Origin of the sequence: Mucilaginibacter phenanthrenivorans (assembly GCF_024721155.1) — a bacterium.
In the GTDB taxonomy this organism is placed as follows: Bacteria; Bacteroidota; Bacteroidia; order Sphingobacteriales; family Sphingobacteriaceae; genus Mucilaginibacter; species Mucilaginibacter phenanthrenivorans.
On the sequence record NZ_JAHVAP010000003.1, the window covers coordinates 159,296 to 183,815 of the forward strand.

The 24,520-nt window shown below is 45.0% G+C and carries 23 protein-coding genes and 1 tRNA gene; 10 read left to right on the forward strand and 14 right to left on the reverse strand.

Going from position 1 to position 24,520, the window contains the following annotated elements; all coding sequences use genetic code 11:
• Positions 1–8 precede the first annotated feature (8 nt).
• On the reverse strand, positions 9–224 hold the full coding sequence (locus tag KXD93_RS07285; RefSeq protein WP_258136310.1) for a hypothetical protein: 216 nt from the start codon (positions 222–224) through the stop codon (positions 9–11).
• Between the two features lie 187 nt (positions 225–411).
• Here KXD93_RS07285 and KXD93_RS07290 point away from each other — a divergent pair, with 187 nt between their 5' ends.
• Entirely contained in the window at positions 412–981 is a 570-nt protein-coding gene (locus KXD93_RS07290; protein ID WP_258136311.1) for a porin family protein, read from the forward strand.
• Positions 982–1,353: 372 nt separating this feature from the next.
• On the opposite strand, the gene KXD93_RS07295 is transcribed toward KXD93_RS07290, so the two are convergent.
• Positions 1,354–1,465, reverse strand: a tRNA-Asp gene (locus tag KXD93_RS07295).
• Positions 1,466–1,617: 152 nt separating this feature from the next.
• On the opposite strand from KXD93_RS07295, the gene KXD93_RS07300 reads away from it, so the two are divergent.
• A complete protein-coding gene (locus tag KXD93_RS07300) occupies positions 1,618–2,094 on the forward strand; it encodes an Lrp/AsnC ligand binding domain-containing protein (RefSeq protein ID WP_144913134.1) in 477 nt (158 codons plus the stop codon).
• A 211-nt stretch (positions 2,095–2,305) separates the two neighbouring features.
• Here KXD93_RS07300 and KXD93_RS07305 read toward each other — a convergent pair whose 3' ends face one another.
• The 9 genes from KXD93_RS07305 to amaB form a co-directional block, all read right to left on the reverse strand.
• Positions 2,306–4,576, reverse strand: coding sequence for a Tex family protein (locus tag KXD93_RS07305; protein ID WP_258136312.1), 2,271 nt, complete (start codon positions 4,574–4,576; stop codon positions 2,306–2,308).
• A gap of 241 nt (positions 4,577–4,817) precedes the next feature.
• Positions 4,818–5,021 (reverse strand): hypothetical protein, encoded by a 204-nt coding sequence (locus KXD93_RS07310; protein ID WP_258136313.1) that lies wholly within the window; start codon positions 5,019–5,021, stop codon positions 4,818–4,820.
• A gap of 10 nt (positions 5,022–5,031) precedes the next feature.
• Positions 5,032–5,259, reverse strand: a complete 228-nt coding sequence (locus tag KXD93_RS07315) for a hypothetical protein (protein WP_258136314.1) — start codon at positions 5,257–5,259, stop codon at positions 5,032–5,034.
• Positions 5,260–5,288: 29 nt separating this feature from the next.
• Positions 5,289–5,495: a hypothetical protein gene (locus tag KXD93_RS07320; RefSeq protein WP_258136315.1), complete on the reverse strand. Its 207-nt coding sequence runs from the start codon at positions 5,493–5,495 to the stop codon at positions 5,289–5,291.
• Between the two features lies 1 nt (position 5,496).
• The gene (locus tag KXD93_RS07325; RefSeq protein WP_258136316.1) at positions 5,497–5,715 is read right to left on the reverse strand and encodes an alkylphosphonate utilization protein; all 219 of its coding nucleotides are present in this window, start codon (positions 5,713–5,715) and stop codon (positions 5,497–5,499) included.
• A gap of 6 nt (positions 5,716–5,721) precedes the next feature.
• Positions 5,722–6,243, reverse strand: a complete 522-nt coding sequence (locus KXD93_RS07330; RefSeq protein WP_258136317.1) for a hypothetical protein — start codon at positions 6,241–6,243, stop codon at positions 5,722–5,724.
• A gap of 148 nt (positions 6,244–6,391) precedes the next feature.
• Entirely contained in the window at positions 6,392–7,375 is a 984-nt protein-coding gene (locus tag KXD93_RS07335) for a pyruvate dehydrogenase complex E1 component subunit beta (protein ID WP_258136319.1), read from the reverse strand.
• Positions 7,376–7,555: 180 nt separating this feature from the next.
• Complete coding sequence (locus tag KXD93_RS07340) at positions 7,556–9,190, reverse strand: S8 family serine peptidase (RefSeq protein WP_258136320.1); 1,635 nt, start codon at positions 9,188–9,190, stop codon at positions 7,556–7,558.
• Positions 9,191–9,302: 112 nt separating this feature from the next.
• Positions 9,303–10,844 (reverse strand): L-piperidine-6-carboxylate dehydrogenase, encoded by a 1,542-nt coding sequence (gene amaB / locus KXD93_RS07345; RefSeq protein ID WP_258136321.1) that lies wholly within the window; start codon positions 10,842–10,844, stop codon positions 9,303–9,305.
• 238 nt (positions 10,845–11,082) lie between these two features.
• Between amaB and KXD93_RS07350 the strand changes: the two genes are divergently transcribed.
• The 3 genes from KXD93_RS07350 to KXD93_RS07360 all read left to right on the forward strand — a co-directional run bounded on the left by KXD93_RS07350 (position 11,083) and on the right by KXD93_RS07360 (position 14,598).
• A complete protein-coding gene (locus KXD93_RS07350; RefSeq protein ID WP_258136322.1) occupies positions 11,083–12,486 on the forward strand; it encodes a tetratricopeptide repeat protein in 1,404 nt (467 codons plus the stop codon).
• Between the two features lie 178 nt (positions 12,487–12,664).
• A complete protein-coding gene (locus tag KXD93_RS07355; protein ID WP_258136323.1) occupies positions 12,665–13,420 on the forward strand; it encodes a phosphosulfolactate synthase in 756 nt (251 codons plus the stop codon).
• A gap of 92 nt (positions 13,421–13,512) precedes the next feature.
• Complete coding sequence (locus KXD93_RS07360; protein ID WP_258136324.1) at positions 13,513–14,598, forward strand: SGNH/GDSL hydrolase family protein; 1,086 nt, start codon at positions 13,513–13,515, stop codon at positions 14,596–14,598.
• A gap of 49 nt (positions 14,599–14,647) precedes the next feature.
• Here the strand turns inward: KXD93_RS07360 and KXD93_RS07365 are convergent, their stop codons facing one another.
• Positions 14,648–15,076 carry a PepSY-like domain-containing protein gene (locus KXD93_RS07365; RefSeq protein WP_258136325.1) on the reverse strand — a complete coding sequence of 143 codons (429 nt, stop codon included), beginning with the start codon at positions 15,074–15,076 and terminating at the stop codon, positions 14,648–14,650.
• Between the two features lie 234 nt (positions 15,077–15,310).
• Between KXD93_RS07365 and KXD93_RS07370 the strand changes: the two genes are divergently transcribed.
• From KXD93_RS07370 to KXD93_RS07390, 5 genes are all read left to right on the forward strand, one after another.
• Positions 15,311–15,622, forward strand: coding sequence for a hypothetical protein (locus KXD93_RS07370; RefSeq protein WP_258136326.1), 312 nt, complete (start codon positions 15,311–15,313; stop codon positions 15,620–15,622).
• A gap of 164 nt (positions 15,623–15,786) precedes the next feature.
• The gene (locus tag KXD93_RS07375; protein WP_258136327.1) at positions 15,787–16,431 is read left to right on the forward strand and encodes a (2Fe-2S)-binding protein; all 645 of its coding nucleotides are present in this window, start codon (positions 15,787–15,789) and stop codon (positions 16,429–16,431) included.
• Positions 16,428–17,408 (forward strand): FAD binding domain-containing protein, encoded by a 981-nt coding sequence (locus KXD93_RS07380; protein WP_258136329.1) that lies wholly within the window; start codon positions 16,428–16,430, stop codon positions 17,406–17,408. Before KXD93_RS07375 ends, KXD93_RS07380 begins: the two co-directional genes overlap by 4 nt.
• A gap of 102 nt (positions 17,409–17,510) precedes the next feature.
• Positions 17,511–19,670: a xanthine dehydrogenase family protein molybdopterin-binding subunit gene (locus tag KXD93_RS07385; RefSeq protein WP_258136330.1), complete on the forward strand. Its 2,160-nt coding sequence runs from the start codon at positions 17,511–17,513 to the stop codon at positions 19,668–19,670.
• A gap of 68 nt (positions 19,671–19,738) precedes the next feature.
• Positions 19,739–21,865, forward strand: a complete 2,127-nt coding sequence (locus KXD93_RS07390) for a xanthine dehydrogenase family protein molybdopterin-binding subunit (protein WP_258136331.1) — start codon at positions 19,739–19,741, stop codon at positions 21,863–21,865.
• Between the two features lie 264 nt (positions 21,866–22,129).
• Here KXD93_RS07390 and KXD93_RS07395 read toward each other — a convergent pair whose 3' ends face one another.
• Positions 22,130–23,296: a hypothetical protein gene (locus tag KXD93_RS07395; protein WP_258136332.1), complete on the reverse strand. Its 1,167-nt coding sequence runs from the start codon at positions 23,294–23,296 to the stop codon at positions 22,130–22,132.
• Complete coding sequence (locus KXD93_RS07400; RefSeq protein WP_258136333.1) at positions 23,293–24,276, reverse strand: DUF2157 domain-containing protein; 984 nt, start codon at positions 24,274–24,276, stop codon at positions 23,293–23,295. Before KXD93_RS07400 ends, KXD93_RS07395 begins: the two co-directional genes overlap by 4 nt.
• Positions 24,277–24,520: the final 244 nt, after the last annotated feature.

Sequence of the window (24,520 nt, forward strand, 5' to 3'; positions counted from 1 at the left end):
TCGCTGTTTTACAAACGGTTATTATCGATATTAACTAACGCCTTTTTCAGGGTAAATAGTACATATTTTCTGTCGCGGTTAACCAATTGCATCAATTTACTGATCAGGCTCTCTTCCTGCCCCTCGCTGTATTGTAACTGTTCGTCGGTAAGGTGGTTATATTTACGTTGGATCTTGATTTTAACGCGTTCCCATTCTTTATTGGTGATACTGATCTCAGCCATGTTTAAATTTATTTTCAACAAAAATATAAAATTACAACGTGCAAGCCACTAAATTTTTGGCAAGGCTATTGTTGAGGCAATGTAATTATTTATTATAATATCCGTTTGATAAATTAATTATTGAAAAACAATGAAGCCGCGCATACTACAATGCCGGTTTCAAAACCAGTAACTAAAATTAATACTTATGAAAAAGATTCTATTAAGTGCAGCAATGCTGATTGCGGTATGCATCAGTGCTAAGGCACAATTCTCGTTAGGTGTAAAAGGCGGTGTGAATTTTTCAAAGATCAATACCGACAATTTAAGCTCATCAACCCGCACAGGTTACCAGGCCGGTATTTTTGCCCGATTCGGCAGCGATCTTTATTTGCAACCGGAACTATACTTGAGCGGAACCGGCGGCAACTTTCACTCCAGCGACAATTCTGTTAGCGGGAATGCCCATTTCACTAATTTGAACGTTCCTGTTTTGATAGGCCATTCGTTTGGCGAAAAAAACCTGAACTTCAGGATTATGGCCGGCCCGGTTTATACTTCTATCCTCAGTAAAAACCTTTCGTCGAGCCTGAATGACGCATATCAGGATTTTGGGCATTATAAAAACAGTACGCTGGGTTTCCAGGCCGGTGCAGGTGTTGACATCGGGGCCATTACCGCCGATTTGCGTTACGAGGGCGGCCTTACCAAAATAAATTCCGACTTCGGCCAGCGCCAAAACTTATGGGCATTGAGCGTAGGGTTTAAGATACTATAAGATACGGGCTGTAAGATTTTTGGCTTGATTATAAAAAAGTCCATCTCATTTGATTGAGATGGACTTTTTTTATTTGTCAATTCAACAAATAAAAACCCTATATATAAGCAAAGCCCCTGATGGGCAGGGGCCTTTGCTAACCAATTATAAACCTAAATTATGAGAAGAGCTGTAGGAGAAGGAGTCGAACCTTCACGAAGTGGTTATTCTTATTGCTAAGAGTTTCCCATGACCTTCGCCACCGCGACAAGGAGGTGTGTCTGCCAAAAATTTCACCATCCTACAGGATTGTAATAAGTTTTCAGTTGGCGGTCATCAGTTTGCAGTTTTTTACGACTTTGGACTAAAGACTTTCGACTTCGGACTTAAAAGCTGTTGGGGAAGGATTCGAACCTTCACAGAGTGGTTAGCCCGCTTCGGGTTTTCCATGATCTCCGCCACCGGGACAAGGAGGTGTGTCTGCCTAAAATTTCACCACCCAACAATGTTTTATTTTTTAAAAGAACGATCAGCAATTGTCATTTGCTTATTACAAATCTAACAGGACTATCAATTTGTTGCAAATATTTCAATGAAATATTTTTATTTTTATCGAATTTTAATTATTCTTGTATATTAATAAAGAATTCCAAATTTATGTCCCACAGAAAAGCCCAAAATTTAGAAATTGATAATCTGGATATACAGATTTTATCGATATTAATGAAGAATGCGACTACTCCATACACCGAGATCGCTAAGGAATTGATCGTTTCCGGCGGAACTATACACGTGAGGATGAAAAAGTTGGAAGAGATGGGTGTTATAAAAGGCGCTAGTTTAGAGGTCGATCCTCAGAAGCTTGGATATGATATTACTGCCTTTTTGGGGATCTTCCTGGAAAAAGGCTCACAATACAACGAGGCTGTTAAGCAATTAAAAACTGTAAAGGAGATAGTGGAATTGCATTATACAACCGGCAGCTATAGCATTTTTGCCAAAATTGTTTGCCACGATACCACGCACCTGCGCGAGGTTTTGAATGAGCAGATCCAGGGCGTAAAGGGCATTCAGCGCACGGAAACATTTATCTCATTGGAAGAAAGCATAAGGAGACAGATCACCTTGGAATAAGATTTTACATAGATAATTGTGATTTTACAAAAGCGTCCCGAATTTTCGGGACGCTTTTGTTTTCTAAAGAATGTCATTGCGAGCGATAGCGCGGCAATCTCGTCGTTATACAGAGCCAACAAAAAAGTGTAAAACTTGTATGGGCGAAGGCGTGGCGACGAGGTTGCTTCACTCGTTCCTCGTTCGCAATGACATGTGGAATAGGATACTGCTACCTAAATTTATCCTTCAACGCCGCCAGCTTTATGGCGATATCAGTTTCCACCTGTGGCTCCGGTTTCTTGTTAAACGCGGGCTTTTGAAAATTGCGCTGCTGGTTTGCAGGTTCGCGGCGTTCGCGTTCTGCCGGTTTTGGCTCGTTCTCCTTCATGGATAGGGCAATACGCTTGCGGTTGATGTCCACGTCGGTAACGGTTACTTCAACCTTTTGCTGCACTTTAAGGATCTCGTTGGCATCCTTTATAAAGCGGTTGGTGATCTGGCTTAAATGCACCAGGCCATCCTGGTGTACACCGATATCAACAAAGGCGCCGAAGTTGGTGATATTGGTTACAATACCCGGCAGCTTCATGCCGATCTTCAAATCATTGATGGAATTAACGCCGTCTGTAAAGCTGAACGCCTCGAACTGCTCACGCGGATCACGTCCGGGTTTGGCAAGCTCTGCCATAATATCGTTAAGCGTTGGCAAGCCGGCATCGGCAGAGATATATTTCTGCAGCGGGATGCTTTTGCGCAGCTTATCATCGCTCATTAAATCTTTTATGGAACATTTTAAGTCCTTTGCCATTTGCTCAACCAGTGCATACCTTTCCGGGTGTACGCCGCTTGTATCCAGCGGATCCTTTGCATCGCAGATGCGCAGGAAGCCTGCCGCCTGTTCAAACGCCTTATCGCCCAAACGCGGCACTTTCTTTAATTCATTGCGGTGCTTAAAGGCTCCGTTGGCATCGCGGTAGGCAACAATATTCTGCGCCAGCTGCGGGCCAAGGCCTGATACATAAGCCAGGATCTGCTTCGACGCCGTGTTTAGCTCCACGCCAACAGCGTTTACACAGCTCATTACTGTATCGTCAAGCGAGGTTTGCAGTTTGGTTTGATCCACATCATGCTGGTATTGGCCAACACCAATTGATTTTGGGTCGATCTTCACCAGCTCGGCCAATGGATCCATCAATCTCCTACCGATAGATACCGCACCTCTGACCGTAACATCCTTATCCGGAAATTCCTCCCTTGCAACGTCAGACGCGGAATAGATAGATGCGCCACTTTCGTTAACCATTACTATGGCTGCGCCCGGCAGGTTCAGGTTGCGCACAAATGTTTCTGTTTCGCGGCCCGCTGTTCCGTTGCCGATGGCGATAGCCTCGATGTTGTATTTTTTGTAAAGAAACTCCGTTGTTTTTTCTGCCTCTTTTGCCTGGCCTGCGCCTGTATGCGGGAAAATAGCAGTGTATTCCAATAGCTTGCCCTGCTCGTCCAAACAAACCACCTTGCAGCCGGTCCTGAAGCCCGGGTCGATAGCCATGGTGCGTTTTTGACCAAGCGGTGCGCTCAATAATAACTGACGGGCATTCTCTGCAAAAACGCGAATCGCTTCCTCATCGGCTTGTTTCTTGGTGAACAGGCGTACCTCGGTTTCCATTGATGGCTTTAACAAACGCTTATAGCCATCTGCAATGGCTTGCTTTACCTGGTCGGCACTTGGATTATTGCCAATCACAAAAGCATCTTCCAGCAAGGCTACTGCCTCTTCCTCAACGGGCTTAATATCCAGCCATAAAATTTCTTCCTTTTCTCCGCGGCGCATGGCCAGCACCCTGTGCGATGGCGCTGATTTTACAGGCTCCGTCCAGTCGAAATAGTCCTTATATTTTATCCCGTCCTGTTCCTTACCCTCTATTACCTTAGATTGAAAAGTGCCTTTTTCAATAAACAGGCTGCGCATCCGGGTGCGTACCTCTGCATTTTCACTGATGAATTCGGCGATGATATCCCTTGCCCCTGCCAACGCCTCTTCAAAACTTTTTACACCCTTCTCTTCGTCGATATATTTGGCGGCTTCAGTTTCCGGGTCGATGCGTTTTTGCTCCATCAGGAGGTCTGCCAGTGGTTGCAGGCCCTTTTCGCGGGCTGTAGTGGCGCGCGTTTTTCTTTTTGGGCGATAAGGCAGGTACAGGTCTTCCAGTGAGACCATTGTCTCCGCCTCGTTGATCTGTTTTTCCAGCTCAGGCGTAAGTTTACCCATTTCTGTAAGCGATTTCAGGATGGCTTCGCGGCGTTTATCCAGGTCGCGCAATTGCTGCACGCGGTCGCGGATGGCGGCTACCTGCACCTCATCCAACGTGCCGGTAACTTCCTTGCGGTAACGCGAAATAAACGGAACAGTGGCGCCTTCATCAAGCAAGTCAACGGTAGCGCTAACCTGTTTTTCGGCAATGGAAAGCTCAGATGCTATCTTTTTATAATGGATACTCATAATCAAATTTGGACTGCGAAGTTGAGCAGAATTGCGGGCATTTTCAAGGAGAGGTTTTCAACAGACGGTGAAAGGAAACCAGTTATGCGTAGAAAGCTTTAGAGACTGCTTTACGGCATTGATGTCCACTATAAAGTCTTTTGCACAACAAGCAAGCGGCTGTGAGGTCACCGTAAGCGTAAAGTTTCTTAATTACCCTGAGTAGAGGTTGCTTCGTTCCTCAGCAATGACAACGGATTGGTCAATCAGGAAACTGCGTTACCTTATTCCTCTTATACCCCAATACTGTTAACCCAATGGCAATAATGATTAATGCAAGCGATATTGAGCCGACAACTATCCGCCAGGTTTCGTGGTGCTTGATGCCACCAAGCAAGGTGCTTACGTTAATAACCACGGTGCATATATATAAGCAGTATAAATATATTTTTTTATTCTTGTTCATAAGGCGGTTATCAGGCTTTAATGGTTTTATTATTTTTTACCAGGTGAAAGGCGGTAAGCGCAGCGAATGCCACAAAAAACAGACCACCAACAGCGGCCAGCACCATCCGCCAGGTTTCATGGTGATCAATCCCGCAGAAAAGGCTATTGATGCTGATGGCAATAAACCCCAGGAAGGTGATGAAGGGGATCAATAAGGCTACATTCTTTTTCTGAAGATCCGTCGTAACTCTTACCATAAAACGAATATAAATATTAAAAATGTAAATTAAACTGTTTTTACTTCTCTTCTCAAATAGGAAATTATCAGCGATAGACCAATAATACTGAATGTAATACCAACTACCGACATTACAATCAACAAAGTATTATGCGCTGTTATGGCCCGGAAAAGTTTAAAGCTACCTGTTATGATAAATATTGTGAAGAACCCTATAGGAGCCAGCAGGCTTCTTTTACTTCTTAAGTTTTTCATATTATTTCTTTTTCAAAAAGCAGGTTTTAAGTACAACGCTCATCCCATCAACTTTACAGTCAACTTCCTCGTCGTTGTCAGTAAGCCGGATCTTTTTTATGGTGATGCCCTGTTTTAGGGTGGTAGTCGAGCCTTTTACCTTTAAACTTTTTATCAGTGTTACCGAGTCGCCATCGGCCAGCGGGTTCCCGTTGCTATCCTTTACGTTTGATGTTTCCAATACCTGTTAGTGTTTGGAGTTGATTTTGCCGGCGTCTTCCAGTTCAATATCCATCTGGTCGTCGTACTTAAAGCGGTACAAAACCCAGTCATTCTGTGGCTTATAAAATATAAAGGTAAACCTGATCGGCTGGATCTCGTGCTTTACCAGGTAGCTATAAAATACCAGGCTGTTTGAAGCATTTTTTTGCGTGATCAGGTCTTTACCTAAAAACAGCCCAATTCCCTGGCGCAATGAATCCAGCTTGGCTTTAAGCTGGTTGATCCCGGCTGTATTGGTAAAATACTTATTGGTGCCGAATAAGTAATCTATTGCCAGGCTGGTTCCGTCTTCTTTATATTTTTTGAAAAAAGTATTTACCAAATCAGCCGCACCCTTTACAACGGGCGCAGCAGCTGGTTTAGCGGCAGTGGCGGCAGGCTTTGCAGGCGCGGCTTCCTGGGCCTTTGTGTACATAGCGCAGCAGAAAACCATACCGGCCACCAAAAATGCACGGGTGTAAAAGCGTTTTAAGTTTAAGTGTTTCATAGTGTATGTTTTAAAAATTCAAAGTAAATAAAAAAGCCTGCTATTTGAGCAGGCTTCGCTTATTTTTTTGTTGAATAACATGATTCAGGGGATTTAGCTAGAAATTCTCTAAACCCAATCCACCACTCACTTAATCAACCCAATCAACTTATTTAGTAACATACATTACTTCCTTAACCGCTTTAATAACACGTTCAGGGTTTGGAAGATATTCCTGGATCAGGGTTGGTGCGTAAGGTAACGGCACATCGCCGCCCATGATCCGCAATACCGGAGCATCAAGGTAATCAAATGCATCCTTTTGTACCTTAAAGGCAACTTCGGTAGCTATTGAGCCTAATGGCCAGCTTTCTTCAACAATGATCAAACGGTTTGTTTTCTTAACAGAAGCGATAACGGTATCATAATCGATAGGGCGTACAGTACGCAGATCGATCACTTCAGCATGGATGCCTTCTTTCTCAAGTTCGGCAGCAGCAGCGTTAACCACCTTCATGATCTTGCCAAAGCCAACAAGGGTAACATCGCTGCCCTCCTTGGTTACGTTTGCTTTTCCGATCGGGATATAATAAGTTTCTTCAGGAACTTCACCCTTATCGCCATACATTAATTCCGACTCCATGAAAATAACCGGATCCGGATCAAGGATAGCAGATTTTAAAAGTCCTTTTGCATCGTAAGGGTTTGATGGAACAACCACCTTCAAGCCCGGGCAGTTGGCATACCAGTTTTCAAAGCACTGGCTGTGCTGCGAGCTAAGCATCCCTGCATTCCCGGTTGGGCCGCGGAACACGATTGGCACAGAGAACTGGCCACCGCTCATCGACATGATCTTAGCTGCCCCGTTGATGATCTGGTCGATAGCAACCAACGAGAAGTTAAAGGTCATGAACTCGATAATAGGTTTCAGGCCGTTCATTGCCGAACCGATGCCGATACCAGCAAAACCGCATTCAGAAATCGGAGTGTCGATAACGCGTTTAGCGCCAAATTCGTCCAGCATTCCCTGGCTTACTTTGTAGGCGCCATTATATTCGGCCACCTCTTCACCCATCAGGTATATTTTATCATCATTGCGCATTTCCTCGTTCATTGCTTCGCGAAGCGCTTCTCTGAATTGTATTTCTCTCATCGTATTATAAAATATGCTTTTTTAGCGAACGCAAATATAATCACTAAAGTGTGATTTGCAATTTGTACCGCCATTACTGCAAGGTTTTTACGTTTACAGGTAAAAAGTTGTTATTCCGCAAGCATAAACCCGCAGTTAATAGACATTTTTACTGCCTACTGCCCACTCAAAACTGCTAACTTACTTCCGCTCTCCCTTCATTTTCGAAGCAATCTCCAATGCCTTATGAGCATTTACAATTCCGCCGGTTTTTGAAAGTGTGGTGAATTCAACTTTTTCCTTGCTGCCCGGTTTGTTAACCAGTCTGTTGGTTACAGGGGCGGCGCTTCCTAAAATTGCCTGTTTTACCTGTTTAGCGCTCAACTCGGGATAATATTCCAATATCAAAGCAGCAATGCCGGAAACGATAGGCGATGAAAAGCTGGTGCCATCCGCCGTGTTAAATTCGGCGTCTGTATCTATTGAAGTAACCTTTACACCCGGTGCGAATACGTCAACGCTTTTTTGACCATAGTTGCTGAATGTTGCTGCCAGCAAGGTGTCAGGTTTCGGGCCCGATGCGCCCACGCTGATCACGTTGTCTGTAGTGGTTCCGTCAAGATAGGTATCATTGGGAAATTCAGGAGCGGCGTCCATATCATGGTTGTCGTTACCCGATGCCTGTACCAATAATACATCCTTCGACGCTGCATATTTAAAAGCCGCATCAACCCACTCCTTGTGCGGAGAGATCTTTTTACCAAAGCTCATATTGATCACCAATGCGCCGTGGTCAACAGCATAACGGATCGCGTTAGCAATATCCTTGTCATACTCATCGCCGTTTGGCACTGCCTTTATCGACATGATCCTCACATTGTCGGCAACACCGTCAATGCCGTAACCGTTGTTCCGTACGGCGCCAATTAAACCGGCAACACCGGTTCCATGTGATGCATCAGGGTTTTTAAGCACGTTGTTACCGTATGGCTTGCCATCATTCACATCCGGATCGTCGCCCACTATACGGGCGCGTGCCTCCAAATCTGGTGTGATATTGTTATTTTGCTTGGCGTACTCTTCGGTAATGTCCTTAAGCACTTTGGCATTGTTGGTATCCTCTCCAATCTGTGAGAATACTGATTCCCAAACGGTTTTACTCTGGCTTATCGTGTCGTTGGTAGTGGTTATTCTTTTAAGGTCGGCTATATTAAATGTCTGGTCTGATTTTAATTTCAGCTCTCTTTTGATATAAAAATTTGTAGCCGAAAGTACATTAACCTCCATGGTAAGTTCCTTAAGCTCTGTTTGCGAGTGGCTCATGGTGGTATCATAAGCGGATTTTACCTGCTGCCAAAAGGCAAATTCCTTTTCCTGGCCTGCAGGTGCGGTAGTTGTTGACAAATATTTACCTTTCAGCTTGTTATATTGCCTTACTTCCTCGGTAGTTTCGGTAAAGTCAACCTTGCCGCCTTTGCCGCCCAAAAAATCCCAGCCATGCACGTCATCAACCAGGCCATCGCCGTCATCATCCTTGCCATTGTTGGGAATCTCCTTCGGGTTTACCCACAAAATGCTTTTCAGGTCAGTTTGCGTAGTGTCAATACCACTATCGATAGTGGTAACAATTACCGTTTTGCTTTTCTTTCCCTTTAAAAACAGGTAAGCCTGCTTTAGGCTGATGCCATAGAAGCCATCGGTTTTTAAATCCATGGCGTGCCAGTTTTTTGGCGGATCGGGTGCCATCTTAGGCGCTTGCTGTCCGAACGAGTTAAGGCTTAGTAACATTGCCCCGAAGGTGAGGGAGCTTAAAGTGTATTTTTGTAGTATGTTCATGTTTATTGTTGTAGCAGTTGTAAATGTTGTAAGAGTTGTAGTCGTTGTTTTTGCATGGGGGCTTCTTACCCTCTACAACAACTAAAACCCTTACAACCTTTCATCAACTTAATCAAAGATCAAATTTAATTCCTTGAGCTAAGGGTAACGTTTTTGAATAATTAATAGTATTTGTTTGCCTGCGCATGTAAACTTTCCAGGCATCCGAGCCGGATTCACGACCACCGCCCGTTTCCTTTTCTCCGCCAAATGCGCCGCCAATTTCTGCGCCGGACGTGCCTATGTTCACATTGGCAATTCCGCAATCAGAACCAGCATAGGATAGAAATTGTTCTGCCTCGCGTAAATTTTGCGTCATGATGGCTGATGACAGGCCTTGCGGCACACCATTTTGCAGGGCAAGTGCTTCTTCAAGCCCCTTGTATTTAATCAAATAAAGGATAGGTGCAAAGGTTTCGTGCTGCACAATTTTATAGTGATTTTCAACCTCGGCGATACATGGTTTTACGTAACAGCCCGAAGCATATTGAGCGCCTTCCAGCTTGCCTCCTTCAACAATAAAGTTTCCGCCTTCGGCCTTGCATTTTTCAATGGAATCAAGATATAAGGCAACCGCATCTTTGTCGATCAGCGGGCCCATGTGGTTATTTTCATCCAGCGGATCGCCAATGCGGATTTGGGCATAAGCTTTTACCAGTTTCGCTTTAAAGGCATCATATACACTTTCATGTATAATGAGCCTGCGGGTGCTGGTACAACGCTGGCCGGCTGTTCCCACCGCACCAAATACCGCGCCTATCAATGACATATCCAGGTCGGCATTTTCACTGATGATAATGGCGTTGTTACCGCCAAGTTCTAACAAACTCCTGCCAAGCCTTGCGCCAACCGCTGCGCCTATAGATTTACCCATGCGGGTTGAACCGGTAGCAGAAACCAACGGCACGCGGGGATCATTCGCCATTAATTCGCCAATCTCCCTGTCGCCTATCACCAGGCAGGATACGCCTTCGTCAATATTATGTTTTTTAAATACCTCCTGCGCAATATGCTGGCAGGCTATAGCTGTTAAAGGTGTTTTTTCAGATGGTTTCCAGATGCAAACATCGCCGCAAACCCAGGCCAGCATCGCGTTCCAGCTCCATACCGCCACAGGGAAATTAAATGCTGAAATAATGCCTACAATCCCTAAAGGATGGTATTGTTCATACATGCGGTGCTGCGGGCGCTCGCTGTGCATGGTTAAGCCATAAAGCTGGCGACTCAGGCCTACCGCAAAATCAGCAATATCAATCATTTCCTGCACTTCGCCGTAGCCTTCCTGCAGGCTCTTGCCCATCTCGTAGGATACCAAAGCGCCAAGGTTTTCTTTATTTGCACGCAAGGCATTGCCTATTTCGCGAACAATTTCTCCACGTTTTGGAGCGGGTACCGTGCGCCAGTTTATGAAGGCTTTTTGCGCCTGTTCAACTGCGCTATTGTAGTTATCTGCGGTAGCAAATTTTACCGAAGCGATCTTTTTACCGTCGGTTGGCGATACGATATCTTTTATAGCTGCATCAGGGCTGCTTACCCAATTGCTGCCTGTACTAAATGCGTCGTTAATGTCGTTTATATGTAAACGATTAAGAATATCCGGAATATTGAGGCTCATAATTGTTACTTTTGCCAAAGGTAAAAATCTTTAAGGCAATTTATTATCAACTCACCCTTTGCCGGCAAAATGATTCGCATTAATTATCAAGGCTTTGTAATTAACCCTGTTAACAATGTTTGAATGTTGATAACTAAATTGTATTATGGATGTTTATTACTTGTAATTTAATCTCGGTTAAAGCTCTAAAAGCGATTTTGAAGGCTTCAACGGAGTATATGTTCTGAAACAAAATTGAATGGAAGAAGAATTTGAATTTGGTTTTACCGAGGACCCAAAATTTTCGGTAGAACGGTACGAAGAGATGATTCGTAATCATGATCAGTACTTTTTTGATGCCCAGGCGTTTGAGAACATTATCGACTACTACATCGAAAAGAACGATCCGCCAAAAGCCCTACAGGTTGCTGAATATGCCCGCAACCAGCATCCGTTTGCCGCAGTTTTCCTGATTAAACAGGCTCAGCTCTTAGTGGTATCCAACAAGGTGCCCGAAGCATTTGAAGCGCTTGAAAAAGCCGCAATGCTCGAAGCATCGGACCCGGACATTTACCTCATTCGCGGTAATATGTACGAGAGTATGGAACGCTATGGCGAAGCTTTGGAGAACTACGAAAAAGCGCTTGACCTTGCAGAAGAAACCGACGAAGTGCTGCTGCATATTGCCTACGTATACCAAAATATGGGCGATTATGAAACATCCATTACCTACCTGAAGCTTTGCTTAAAGCAAAATATGGAGAACCAGGATGCTTTGTATGAGCTTGCCTTTTGCTACGACGTTTTGGACAACCAGGAGGAAAGCGTTACGTTTTACCAGCAATACATTGATAACGAGCCTTACAGTTATGCCGCGTGGTATAATTTAGGCAATGCGTTTACCAAGCTGAGCTTGTTTGAAAAAGCAATTGACGCTTATGACTACGCTATATTAATAAAGGACAGCTTCGCATCGGCCTATTTTAATAAGGGCAATGCATTGGTGAACCTGGAGAAATATGCAGAGGCCATTGAGGTTTATCGTCATACTTTTGAATACGAGCAGCCCAATGCCGATACTTATTGCGCCATTGGCGAATGCTATGAAAAGCTGGAGCAGATGGATGATGCCCGCGCATTCTACAAAAAATCGGTTAAGATGGATCCTAAGCTGGCCGATGCCTGGTTTGGAATTGGTGTTACGCTTGATTTTGAGGAACGCTATTTTGAGGCGCTTCATTTCTACAAAAAGGCGCTTGATCTGGATATTGCCAATGCCGACTACTGGTTTGCTATTGCCGATGCAGAATACAAGCTTGGCCATATGACCGAGGCAGAGAATGCCTATGATAAGGTTGTTGAGCTGAACCCGATGGATGTGGATGCCTGGCTGGATTACTCGTCTATATTATACGAGCAACAAAGGCTGGTTGATGCCATCGAAATAATCTCACAGGCTATAAAGAACAACCCGGATGCAGCTGAGCTGTATTACCGGATGGTAGCCTACCTATTTGCCAAAGGCGAATACAACGAAGCCCTGACTTACCTGGAAACGGCGCTTTCGTCCGATCCGGAAAAACATTACATCCTGTTTGATTATTTGCCACAGCTGCAGAAAAACAAAGTGATTGTGGATATTATTAATAGGTATACTAAGTGAGGTGATTAGAGGTTAGTTAATCAGAGATTAGGAAAAACTTTGCGACCATCCAACTAATCTCTATTCACCGATCTCTAATCTCTAAAAAAAGCCAAAACTTCTACCAGTTTTGGCTTTTTTTACGACCTTTGAGCCATTAGAACTTTTAGTTATAGTCTATAACCATTTTACATCATCTATGAATTACCAGATCAATAATCTCCCCGAACGTGTAGCCAAACCACGTAACAGCGGCATCACCATGGTGATGGATAAGGGGCTTAGCCTGCGCCAGGCGGAGGATTTTATTGAGGTCGGTGGTGCGTATACCGATATGGTTAAACTGGGCTGGGCAACATCGTATGTTACGCCGAACCTTGCTGAAAAACTAAAACTTTACCGCGATGCAGGCATTCCTGTTTATTTTGGCGGAACCTTATTTGAGGCGATGATAGTACGAAACCAGTTTGACGATTACTGCCGCCTGCTGGATAAGTTTCAAATGGATTATGCCGAAGTATCAGATGGCTCCATCACCCTGGAGCACGACATCAAGTGCGACTATATCCAAAAGCTATCTAAAATAACAACTGTAATCTCCGAAGTTGGCTCAAAGGATGTGCAAAAGATCTTTGCGCCTTACAAGTGGATCAACCTGATGCGTGCCGAAATTGAAGCCGGCTCATGGAAAGTAATAGCCGAAGCGCGCGAAAGCGGCAATGTGGGCATTTACCGCGATTCGGGAGAGGTAAGGCAGGGGTTGGTTGATGAGATCCTGACACAGATTCCTGAAGAAACTATTATTTGGGAAGCCCCTCAAAAAGCACAGCAGGTTTGGTTTATCAAGCTTATCGGCGCTAATGTAAGTTTGGGGAATATTGCCCCCGCAGATGTGATCCCGCTGGAAACACTTCGTCTTGGGATCAGGAGCGATACGTTCGATCATTTTTTATAGGGATAAATTCTGCGTATATTTTGTTGGAATGTGCTTATACATTCCGCCCGGTAAGTTAGTGGCGGGAGCGTTTTTCTTGCTACCTTTAATTTATGATAAAGCAATTCATCTGCCTCTTTTGCATCCTGCTCACAACAACCGCTGTTGCCATTTCATCACCCCACAAAAAAGACGACCTTAAGTTTTTCAGCGCAAACAACAGCAGGATTCGTTATGTTGGAAGGATTGATTTTTCTGACAAGTTAAAGCCCCGAATCTGGGCACCGGGGGTTTACATAAAGGCCAGGTTTAAAGGCTCAAAATGTGAAATAATTTTGAATGATGAGAACCAGGGCGGTCATAACCTCAATTACCTGGAGATAGTTATCGACGATAATAAACCGTACCGCATCCAAACCACCGGCAAGGAAAATGTAATAAACGTACCTGCCGGATTATCTGACTCAGAACATACCATTCTTATTTGTAAGGACACGGAATCAAATATCGGTTATATTGATTTTATTGGCTTCAGGTGCAAGGCGCTTTTGCCACTGCCCGCACAACCAACCCGCAAAATTGAATATTTTGGCGATTCCATTACCAGCGGCACTGGTATGGATCAATCGGTAGTTGCCTGCGACAAGGGGCAATGGTACGATCAGCATAACGCCTATATGAGCTACGGTGCGCGCACCGCCCGTAATTTAAATGCCGACTGGCAGCTATCGGCGCTGGCAGGTGTTGGCCTGCTGCATAGCTGCTGCAACATGAAGGTTGTGCTGCCGCAGATCTATGACAAGGTTATCCTTGCGGACGATTCAATTAAATGGAACTTTGACAACTACCAGCCTGACGTGGTAACCATTTGCATCGGGCAAAATGATGGCCCGCAGCAGGACTCGACTTTATATTGCGGTACTTATGTTAAGCTGATTTCCTCACTGCGGATGCACTATCCCAAAGCCAGTATTATTTGCCTCACCAGCCCCATGGGGGATACCACTTTAACCGCCGTATTAAAACGTTTTCTTACTGGCATCACCAGCTATGCAAATTCGCAGGGCGACAAAAACGTATACAAATACTTTTTCTCCAGGCAATACCACAATGGCTGCGGCGGTCACCCTGATATAGATGAGCACAAGCTTATTGCGGACGAATTAACGGCGTATATTAAGCAGGTAAAGGGATGGTAGAGACGCAATGTTTAATTTAGAGACGCAATACTTTGCGTCTCTACCGGGATCAATCCTTTTTAATAAAATTTCCGTTCTCGTCAAAAATGAGGTCCTTGCCTTTTATTTCAGCCTCGTACATGGTTTTGCCCGCTGCGTCTGTAACCTTGCCGGCTTCCTTTATTTTTGCACCCTTATAATGTTCCTTAACATAGGGTACAATACCTTTAGGCAGATCGGCAACGGGGATAGCCTTTACAATTTCAATAAATGTACCTGAGGGAGTAAATTGGACAGAGTTTTCCTCGCCTGACTTACCGCCCCAGTTTGCCTCATAGTTACCCTTTTCCTTTTCCCAGGTAACCTTGGTTGCTTCGGGATATTTCTTTGCCAATGCTTCCTTTACCACAGCGGGCACAATTGAGCTTTTTAAATCCTGTGCGCTAACAGTACCGCTTACCACTGCAATAAGTGCTGCTAATAAAAATCTCTTTTTCATATTAATTAATGCTTTTGACCAATGATAGAAAACCATTCTGTATAAAGATTGAGAATATGTTGGAGAAAATCTGTGTGATTATTTTTGGTTGTAGACGTTGTAATTGTTGTAGCGATTAAACGCTTTCAACTATTACAACCTATTCAACTTATTAGTTGTTACAGTAGTTAAGCCGGGCAAAACACTTCCAACTTTTACAACACTTACAACCTCTTCAACTTAATCCAACTTATTATGAGTACCTTTATAGAAATCACCTTTCTTATGATCTTGTTCTCAAGAAGAAACTTACATTATTCCGATTATAAATGGACCGCCTATGTGCAGAACGATCCGCGGGTTAACGGCAAGCCGGACGACACCATTTTTAACAAGGAAGAAGGTAACGAGGTTGTTTACCTGATAAACAAACTAATGATCTTCTGGGACTACCGCTTTGCCAACACCGGCAACAAAATGGAAAAACTTATTCACGATAAAATGCCGGTTGAAATCACCAAACAGGAAGAAGTTCAGGCCTGGCTGAAAGCCAATTTAAAATTTTAGAAAGCTCATCAAAGCGCACCTGTTATTTCTGGTTTATTTTCATAATGACCTGTATAAAAGCATTATATAAAATAAAACATAACGGTTTTTTGTAACTTCTTTATTCAGCCCGCTTTTCCTAAACAAATTTTTGCCTAACTTGTACTTCAATAAAGCATTTATTTATGGAAGACGAAAAAGACCATGCTTTGCCCGGATTTGAAGCGGAGGCAAAGGATAATTCACGCCGTAACTTCTTAAAACAGAGCACCCTGTTAACAGCCATTGCCCTAACGCCCGGAACAGCCGTTAAAGCTGCCGAAATGGGCGTGGGTGAAAAAATAGCGGAAGCTTTTGAAAAGATGCCGATAAAAATGGAGGTTAACGGTGTTGCACACAGCCTCTCGGTTGAACCGCGTGCCACCTTACTTGATATTCTCCGCGAACAGCTTGACCTAACCGGCACCAAAAAGGGGTGCGACCATGGCCAATGCGGCGCGTGTACCGTTCACGTGGATGGGCACCGGGTAAACAGCTGCCTTACGCTTGGCGTTATGGCCAGCGGTAAAAAGATAACCACCATTGAGGGGCTTGCCAAGGGCGATGACCTGCACCCTATGCAGGAAGCTTTTTTGAAGCACGACGGCTTTCAATGCGGCTATTGCACACCTGGGCAGATCATGTCGGCAGTGGCTTGTATTCGCGAGGGACATGCCAATTCGGAAATGGAGATTCGCGAGTATATGAGCGGGAACATTTGCCGATGCGGAGCTTATCCAAATATAGTTAACGCCATACAGGAAGTAAAAGCAGGAGGGCAAGCCGTATGAAACAGTTTCAATACACCCGTGCATTAACGCAACAAAGCGCTATTGACGCCATTGCAAAGCCCGGCACAAAAATCATAGCCGGAGGCACCAACCTCATCGACCTGATGAAACGGGGTGTTACCGCGCCTGATAAGCTGGTGGATATCAATCACCTCCCCCTAAAAAATATAGTCGCTACCAAAACCGGTTTACATATCGGTGCGCTGGCCTTAAACAGCGTGGTATCTGAAAATAGTTTAGTGCTTGAAAAACAACCCTTGTTAAGCATGGCGCTAAAAGCAGGCGCATCGCCGCAGTTACGTAACATGGCTACCGTAGGCGGCAATATGATGCAGCGAACCCGTTGTACTTATTTTTACGACACCACTATGCCTTGCAACAAACGCGCTCCCGGCACCGGCTGTGGCGCAATGGAAGGTATTAACCGGATGCACGCTATTTTTGGCGCAAGCGATCAATGCATTGCCGTAAACCCAAGCGACATGTGTGTGGGCCTGGCTGCTCTGGACGCAGTGGCGATCATCGCCGGCAAAAAGGGAGAGAGAAGAATTCCGTTCACTGAGTTTCATCGTCTGCCAGGCGATCACCCGGAAATGGACAACCATTTGGCAACGGGTGAGATGATAGTCGGTGTAGAAATTCCCGATAATAATTTTGCGAAGAACAGCTATTATTTAAAGGTGCGCGACAGGCAATCATACGCCTTTGCGCTGGTATCAGTAGCTGCGGCGCTGGAGATCAGCAACGGGGTCATAAAAAATGCACGGCTTGCAATGGGCGGTGTGGCACATAAACCATGGCGTTTGTTTGATGCTGAAAAGGCGTTGATAGGCAAACCGGCAACTGAAGAAAGCTTTAAACAGGCTGCGCAAATAGCCATGCAGGGCGCGAAGGCCTATCAGTACAATTCATTTAAGTTAAAGCTTGCCCCGGCTACCATAACCGAAGCGCTGAAACATGCGGCGGGGTTGGTTTAGTGTGAGTTATAAGGGTTGTAATTGTTGTAAAAGTTGTAATGGATTAATGTAGTGGATACGATTATCAAACTGCTACCAATGAACTAATGAACCATTGAACAAATGAACGATCAATTAAATAAGCCATCTTCATCCACAGGCATGAGCCGGATAGACGGCCGGTTAAAGGTTACCGGGGCTGCCAGGTACTCGGGCGAGTTTACCCCCGCGGGTATGGTTTATGGCGTATTGGTAGGCAGCACCATAACTAAGGGTACTATCAAATCAATAGATACCAAAGCAGCTGAAAGAGCGCCGGGTGTACTAAAGGTGATCACCCATTTAAATGCGCCAAAAATTGCAGGCTACCAGGTTGAACCGGGCAAGCCGGAGCCCGCCAAGGGAACGTATAAGCTTTTTTATAATAATAAGGTGCTGTTTAACGGGCAGCCGATAGCTGTTGTGGTGGCAGACTCGTTTGAGCGCGCTTTGTTTGCCGCCTCGCTGGTAAAAGCACAATATAATACCGATCCGCATCACACCAGTATGCAGGATAATACAGGAGCTTTTGCTCCTGGTGGAGACGGTACAACAAAAAGAGGAACGGTTGATGCCTGGAAGACCGCCCCATTTAAATTGGAGCAGGAGTATATTATTCCATCAGAAGTGCACAGCGCCATGGAACTGCATGCCATTATCGCAAAATGGGATGCGGAGGACAAGTTAACTGTTTGGACCAAAACCCAGGGTGTGCAGGATACCCGCGATGGTATTGTCAGCATATTTAAGCTGCCGAAAGAAAACGTACAGGTGAATTCAAAATTTGTAGGTGGTGCATTTGGCAGCGCATTACAGGTTTGGCCGCACGAGGTTGCCGCAATTTTATCAGCAAAGGTAGTTAAGCGCCCTGTTAAATTGTTGCTCGGCAGGGCCGATATGTTCACTTCTGTAGGTTATCGCCCGTACACCTGGCAAAAGATTGGAATAGGCGCTACTGCTGATGGAAAACTTGTCGGTATAACCCACGAGGCCGTCGGGCAGACATCCACCTACGAGGATTTTAACGAAGAACCGATAGGTGTAAGCCGTTCAACATACGCCTGCCCCAATGTAAATACCATTTACAAGATAAACCCGCTGGATATCGGTTCGCCAACGTGGATGCGCGGACCGGGTGAAGCAACCGGCGCCTTTGCACTGGAGTCGGCACTGGATGAATTATCCTACGCGCTCAACATCGACCCAATAAAACTGCGCCTAATAAATTATGCGGAAACCGACCCGGAAAGCGGCAAGCCATTCTCCAGCAAATATTTGAACGAAGCCTACAAATTAGGCGCCGACGGAATTGGCTGGGATGATCGCAAACAAAAACCTGCATCGGTTTCAAAAAACGGCTGGATGGTTGGCTACGGAATGGGCGGCGGCATGTTTGGCGCTTACCGCGACAAGGCTGCTGCAAAAGCAATAATGATGGCGGATGGAACGCTAATTATCCAAACTGCTGTAAGTGATATTGGCCCCGGTACTGGTACCGCAATGGTTACCATAGCTTCCGACGTTATGGGTATCCCTGCAGATAAGATCAGGTTTGATATGGGCGATTCATCGTTGCCGCTTGCGCCAAGCCAGGGAGGCTCGTCTACCACCGCAACGGTGGGCTCGGCGGTATACCAGGCATGTACAGATCTGAAGGAGAATTTCCAAAAGCTGATAGGTAATGGCGGAACTGACAAACCTGATTACGCCGCTGTATTAAAACAACACAACCTGCCAAAACTGGAGATCACTGTCGACTCAAGCGGTGGTCCTGAAAGGGATAAATACGCCATGTATTCGTGGTCCGTACATTTTGTAAGGGTGCTGGTGCATCCAACTACAGGTGTTGTTAAGGTTGATAAGGTAGTTTGTGTGGCTGATTCCGGCCATATTGTGAGCCCTAAAACCGCCCGTAGCCAAATTGTAGGCGGGGCGATAGGTGGCATCGGCATGGCATTGATGGAGGAGGTAATTATTGACGATCGCTACGGAAAGCTGGTAAATAATAATTTTGCAGATTACCATGTTCCTGTAAATGCGGACATCCCGCAAATAGAGGCACTGTTTGTAAACAAGCCTGATCCGTATATCAACCCCATGGGCGCAAAAGGCATGGGCGAGATTGCTTTAATAGGCATGGCAGGTGCGGTTGCCAACGCAGTTTACAATGCCACCGGGAAGCGGGTAAGGGAATTACCAATTACTCCAGATAAACTGGTAGGGATGGAGTTGGAATTGAGTTAGATAAGAGAGTTGATTAGGTTGATTAAGTTGGATTAGGTTTATTGAGTTAAGAAGGTTGAAAATAGATTATGATGGGCACCGATATAACTAATGACAAACCCGGCCTAAGCAGGGTTGATGGACGTTTAAAAGTTACCGGCAAGGCAAAATATGCTGCCGAATATGATGTAAAGGGCCTGGTATATGGTGTGCTGGTTGGCAGCACGGTTACCAAAGGCAGTATCAAAAACATCGACACAAAAAAAGCAGAAGGCGCGCCGGGTGTACTTTCAGTACTCACTTATTTGAATGCTCCAAAAATTCCGGGTTATCAAACAGATAGCCCTCCTCCAAAGGGCCCCTTAAAAATATTCAATAACAACCAGGTTTATTTTAACGGGCAACCAATTGCACTGGTGGTTGCCGATAGCTTTGAACGGGCATTATTTGCGGCGTCATTGGTGAACGCAACTTATAACGTTGATACCCATCAAACAGATTTAAAGGCCAACATTGCCAATGGTCAAATACCCGGCAGAGGGAAAGACTACTTAAAGGGGCAGGAGGATGCCTGGAAAACAGCACCCATAAAAATTGAACAGGAATATACGATCCCTACGGAAGTACATAACCCGATGGAACTGCATGCCATTATTGCCCGCTGGGATGCTGATGATAAAGTTACCGTTTGGGATAAAACGCAAGGCGTAAAGGGAACCCAGCGCAGCATTGCCCAGGCGTTTAAACTTCCGCCCGATAATGTGCAGGTGAACGCGCCGTTTGTTGGTGGCGCCTTTGGTGCAGCGTTGCGTACTTGGCCCCATGAAATTGCCGCCGTACTTGCCGCAAAGGCAGTGGGAAAACCTGTTAAACTGGTTTTAAGCCGTGCAGATATGTTCACTTCGGTGGGCTACAGGCCTTATACCTGGCAAAAAGTTGGGATAGGCGCCAGTGCCGATGGGAAATTAGCGGGGATAACCCATGAAGCTACCGGGCAAACTTCGGTTTACGAGGATTTTACAGAGGGAGTGGTTAATATCAGTCAGCTGATGTATGCTTGCCCCAATGTGAACACCCGGTACAAAATTGTGTCGCTTAATGTTAATGTGCCGACACCAATGCGCGGCCCGGGTGAGGCCACGGGCGCATTTGCGCTGGAGTGTGCCATGGATGAGCTTTCCTATCAACTCAATATCGATCCGATAGAACTGCGGATGCGCAATTACGCAGAAACAGATCCGTCGAACAATAAACCTTATTCGAGCAAATTTTTAAGTGATGCGTATAAAATAGGTGCAGATAAGATAGGGTGGACTAACCGCAATCAAAAGCCCGGTGCTGTAACCGAGAACGGCTGGCTGGCAGGATACGGAATGGCTGCCGGTATGTTTGGCGCGCACCGCAGCTCGGCAACAGTATTGGCGCGAATGATGGCTGATGGTACTTTGATATTGCAAACAGCAGTTACTGACATTGGGCCTGGAACTGGCACCGGTATGGTAACAGTGGCCGCCGAAACAATGGGAATTCCTGCGGATAAGATCAGGTTTGATTTGGGCGATTCGTCGCTGCCGCCGTCGCCAACACAAGGCGGTTCGCAGGTAATGTCGACCGTGGGCTCCGCAGTGCATGACGCCTGTGTTGCCCTTAAGGAAAAGTTTAAAGCCCTTGCCGGTAATGGCGATGCTACAAACTATACCCAGATCCTGAAGCAACAAAACCTTGATAAGCTGGAAGTAACAACCGCATCAAAGGGCGGCGAGGAACAGGGAAAATATTCCATGTACTCCTGGTCGGTGCATTTCATGAAAGTGCTGGTGCATCCTGCAACCGGCGTTGTAAAAATTGATAAGGCAATTTCTGTTGCCGATGCAGGTACTATCATCAGTGCAAAAACCGCCCGCAGCCAGATGATTGGCGGTACCATTATGGGCACCGGCATGGCGCTGATGGAAGAGGCGATCATAGATCACCGGTACGGGCGACTGGTAAACAACAACTTCGCCGATTATCATGTACCTGTTCAAGCGGATATCCCGCAGGTTGAAGCCTATTTTGTAAACAAACCCGACCTGATCATAAACCCAATAGGTGCAAAGGGCATGGGCGAAATTGCCACCGTAGGCGTAGCTGCAGCCGTAGCCAATGCTGTTTATAACGCCACAGGAAAGCGGGTGAGAGATTTACCTATTACACCGGATAAGTTGTTGGTTTAGTTGATTAAGTCAACTTGAGGTCGATATAGAGGTTGGTGGCATAGCGCTTGATTATCAAAATTTACCGCTATTTAATTCTTGACAAAAGATAAAATCTCTGATAATCAGCGTGTTTCATAGTGTTCCACCTGTTCCATGTGCAAAAGTGGAACGCTTTGTCGGCAAATTTGCGCTTCGCTTCAACGGGGTTGGAGAAGGTTTTGGGGTGAGTTGACTGTTTGCTTAGGTCGAAGTCATGTTAAGTCCATTCCAATGACTAACCCCTCAAAAATCCCCGCTGGATCCGCCGCCGCCAAAATCGCCGCCACCGAACTTTACACCATCGTTTACCGGCGCTGTTGGTGCATGTGAAATTGTTTCGGCAACTATTAACGATTCAATTTTAAGATGGTCTAATGAATTTATGGTATCCGGTTCAGCACGGGTAAAGCCGTGTTTGGGCGTTTTTAAATATTTTGTCACCCCATAAACTATTCCTAAAACCAGCGTACCTGCAATGGTAAGGGCCGTATCTACAGGCAGCACATGGTAGTAGGTGCGAAATGTTATAACAGCAGTTGCAATCAATAACAATCCTACCCGCAGCAGGACGGCATCCTTCTTTTTTATGCCGAAAGCGATGTATGCAAAAGGCAATAGGATGGTCCAGATCCAAAAAATCATCCCAAATGGAACGGGGTCGGTTTTGCCTGTCATTTCGGCGCTGAGTGTTTGAATGATATAGTAATTGCCCGATGCATAAAAAGCAAGCAGGCTAACCAACTTAACTATCGTGAGGCTGGTATTATAATTAATCAACTCCTTTCGATTACCACAGATCTGCGCAAGCCAATAAACACCCCCGGTAACCAGCATCATCACAAACGGAACGGTTGACAGGCCAGGTACAATTTTTGTCCACGTAAAGAATATTAATGCAAAAAATGAAATGCAGGCAATCGCTGCGGAAAGCATATCAGTAAAACGAATACTGAAGTAAAGCGTAAGCAGAAAGATTAAGCCGGATAAGGAAAGATAATGACTGTCGCCATCATTTTTTGAAAGCATTATTGCAAATCCGGCGATAAATAAACATTGGGTAATAAACAATGAAGCATCATCAACTCCGGAGCGATAATGGTTATTATTATTAACTATAATCTCCAACCCCGCATAACTTAGTAAGCCAAGGAAAAACAACCAGCCAAACCCGTCAACTATATGCCCACTTGCGGCCATCAGGCTTAACATGCCATCACCAAATAAAACGATTACACAGGTGAGCAGGAATAAACCAATTCGTACAAACAAATTAGGCGTATAAAAACCAACCAGGTATTTGGGTTGGATAGCTATAAATTCGTCCGGGGTGATGTTGCCCTGCTGCACGTCAATTTCAACTTCATCCTGCAGGCGCAGGTTTGCCAGCCAGGTTTTGTTATATGCTATCATGAGGCTTTAATTTTTCTGTTTAGGTTGATGAGTAACACAATAAGGTAAGCAGCTGTTCCCATAAAATATAGCGCGATAATATAAAATGCCGCCACATCCCTGATGCCTATACACATCCGCACAAAAAGACTGCTTACAGCAATATAACTATACAGCACCACCAGCAACAAAAAGTAAAACGACTTTTCTTTAAAGGCATCTTTATAAATAAAGTATGATAATGCGAAAATGCCTAGCATCCATACTGCCGCTATACCAGAATCGTAATAATGAAAATATCCAGCTAACATGGCGATATACGCAACATGAATTCCATAATGCTGGTAACTAAACTTAAAGTGTTTTTTGAATGCCGTTGATTGTGTAATATAGGCAGCAGCTATCAGTATAATGCCTAAAACCAGGTAGGTATAAATAATGGTTTCGCTGTTAAAGTCGCTCTCTAATAGCAGTTGTTTTGGCGTTACCGATACACCCATCCAAACCGCAAGATTGGCAATAGCCATGCTCAGGATGCCAAGGTGGTCGAAACAATAAGCTACGAAAAAGAGCGCCAGCATGGGTATAAACGTGGCCATACCATAGTGGGTGCCAAATACCTTATATTCAAATTGCAGGTATCCCACAAAGATCAGGAGGCTCGTACACGCCAGCAGCAATATATAGTCGAAATACGAATTTGGCGATTGTACCCTATCCTTACTAAAAGGACGTTTATTGTTAAAACAGTAATAAAAACAACCCAGGCAAATAGCTGCTATCAGCATCAAAACAAATTCGTGCCCAATAGTGTCGATGTTTTCGTAGATTAATAAGCCCAAGCCACCGGTAAGCATTAGGACGCCAATATAGAGCAGCGTTTTAATTTCCCAATGCAGTGAAAAAAGCACAGGCTCCGCTTCCTTCTGCCTGATCTTTTCAAACGACTCATCGCTTATCAGCCCTTCAGCATGCAGTTTATTATAAAGGTTGTTGGTCATCAAGATTTAACAGGTTTATTAATCAAGTATAGCGAAGTTTATCGGAATTCACATGGGCCTCCATCCTAAATCAACGAAATCAAAACAATCACCCCAAAATCAGCGGTCAAAAAAAGCCCCGGTAAACTACTCCGGGGCTAACTAAAAGTAAACTATAAAACTGAACACAAAACGCCTGATTGAGCATAAAGCTAAAAGACCAAAGCATAAAGCTTTTGCTTTAATTTTCCTCTATCGCACATCA

Excerpts from the sequence above, each read along its gene's own strand:
- KXD93_RS07340 (WP_258136320.1), bottom strand. The coding sequence starts at position 9,190 with ATGAACATACTACAAAAATACACTTTAAGCTCCCTCACCTTCGGGGCA.
- KXD93_RS07400 (WP_258136333.1), bottom strand. The coding sequence starts at position 24,276 with ATGACCAACAACCTTTATAATAAACTGCATGCTGAAGGGCTGATAAGC.
- KXD93_RS07365 (WP_258136325.1), bottom strand. The coding sequence starts at position 15,076 with ATGAAAAAGAGATTTTTATTAGCAGCACTTATTGCAGTGGTAAGCGGT.
- KXD93_RS07370 (WP_258136326.1), top strand. The coding sequence starts at position 15,311 with ATGAGTACCTTTATAGAAATCACCTTTCTTATGATCTTGTTCTCAAGA.
- KXD93_RS07330 (WP_258136317.1), bottom strand. The coding sequence starts at position 6,243 with ATGAAACACTTAAACTTAAAACGCTTTTACACCCGTGCATTTTTGGTG.
- KXD93_RS07385 (WP_258136330.1), top strand. The coding sequence starts at position 17,511 with ATGAACGATCAATTAAATAAGCCATCTTCATCCACAGGCATGAGCCGG.
- KXD93_RS07395 (WP_258136332.1), bottom strand. The coding sequence starts at position 23,296 with ATGATAGCATATAACAAAACCTGGCTGGCAAACCTGCGCCTGCAGGAT.
- KXD93_RS07290 (WP_258136311.1), top strand. The coding sequence starts at position 412 with ATGAAAAAGATTCTATTAAGTGCAGCAATGCTGATTGCGGTATGCATC.
- KXD93_RS07375 (WP_258136327.1), top strand. The coding sequence starts at position 15,787 with ATGGAAGACGAAAAAGACCATGCTTTGCCCGGATTTGAAGCGGAGGCA.
- KXD93_RS07355 (WP_258136323.1), top strand. The coding sequence starts at position 12,665 with ATGAATTACCAGATCAATAATCTCCCCGAACGTGTAGCCAAACCACGT.
- KXD93_RS07335 (WP_258136319.1), bottom strand. The coding sequence starts at position 7,375 with ATGAGAGAAATACAATTCAGAGAAGCGCTTCGCGAAGCAATGAACGAG.
- KXD93_RS07305 (WP_258136312.1), bottom strand. The coding sequence starts at position 4,576 with ATGAGTATCCATTATAAAAAGATAGCATCTGAGCTTTCCATTGCCGAA.
- KXD93_RS07390 (WP_258136331.1), top strand. The coding sequence starts at position 19,739 with ATGATGGGCACCGATATAACTAATGACAAACCCGGCCTAAGCAGGGTT.
- KXD93_RS07380 (WP_258136329.1), top strand. The coding sequence starts at position 16,428 with ATGAAACAGTTTCAATACACCCGTGCATTAACGCAACAAAGCGCTATT.
- KXD93_RS07320 (WP_258136315.1), bottom strand. The coding sequence starts at position 5,495 with ATGAAAAACTTAAGAAGTAAAAGAAGCCTGCTGGCTCCTATAGGGTTC.
- amaB (WP_258136321.1), bottom strand. The coding sequence starts at position 10,844 with ATGAGCCTCAATATTCCGGATATTCTTAATCGTTTACATATAAACGAC.
- KXD93_RS07310 (WP_258136313.1), bottom strand. The coding sequence starts at position 5,021 with ATGAACAAGAATAAAAAAATATATTTATACTGCTTATATATATGCACC.
- KXD93_RS07285 (WP_258136310.1), bottom strand. The coding sequence starts at position 224 with ATGGCTGAGATCAGTATCACCAATAAAGAATGGGAACGCGTTAAAATC.
- KXD93_RS07360 (WP_258136324.1), top strand. The coding sequence starts at position 13,513 with ATGATAAAGCAATTCATCTGCCTCTTTTGCATCCTGCTCACAACAACC.
- KXD93_RS07300 (WP_144913134.1), top strand. The coding sequence starts at position 1,618 with ATGTCCCACAGAAAAGCCCAAAATTTAGAAATTGATAATCTGGATATA.
- KXD93_RS07315 (WP_258136314.1), bottom strand. The coding sequence starts at position 5,259 with ATGGTAAGAGTTACGACGGATCTTCAGAAAAAGAATGTAGCCTTATTG.
- KXD93_RS07350 (WP_258136322.1), top strand. The coding sequence starts at position 11,083 with ATGGAAGAAGAATTTGAATTTGGTTTTACCGAGGACCCAAAATTTTCG.